We start from the raw sequence: 581 nt of genomic DNA on the forward strand, positions 1-581 counted from the left end.
CAAGCAATGGATATTGCTTACACTGAAAAAGTGGGTAATGGTGCAGAACATAGTAAGACAATTAATGTTGTTCGTGGTCAAAATAATCAATGGACAATTGCGAATAAGCCTGACTATGTAACGTTAGATGCACAAACTGGTAAAGTGACGTTCAATGCCAATACTATAAAACCAAATTCATCAATCACAATTACTCCGAAAGCAGGTACAGGTCACTCAGTAAGTAGTAATCCAAGTACATTAACTGCACCGGCAGCTCATACTGTCAACACAACTGAAATTGTGAAAGATTATGGTTCAAATGTAACAGCAGCTGAAATTAACAATGCAGTTCAAGTTGCTAATAAACGTACTGCAACGATTAAAAATGGCACAGCAATGCCTACTAATTTAGCTGGTGGTAGCACAACGACGATTCCTGTGACAGTAACTTACAATGATGGTAGTACTGAAGAAGTACAAGAGTCCATTTTCACAAAAGCGGATAAACGTGAGTTAATCACAGCTAAAAATCATTTAGATGATCCAGTAAGCACTGAAGGTAAAAAGCCAGGTACAATTACGCAGTACAATAATGCAAT

Annotated in this window: 1 protein-coding gene; it reads left to right on the forward strand. The window is 37.3% G+C overall.

Annotation, left to right across the window (positions count from 1 at the left end; translation table 11 throughout):
• A partial coding sequence (gene ebh, locus IDG60_RS00115) for a hyperosmolarity resistance protein Ebh (RefSeq protein ID WP_206160338.1) occupies positions 1 to 581 on the forward strand: 581 nt, incomplete at both ends.

Source organism: Staphylococcus sp. EG-SA-2, from assembly GCF_017152085.1.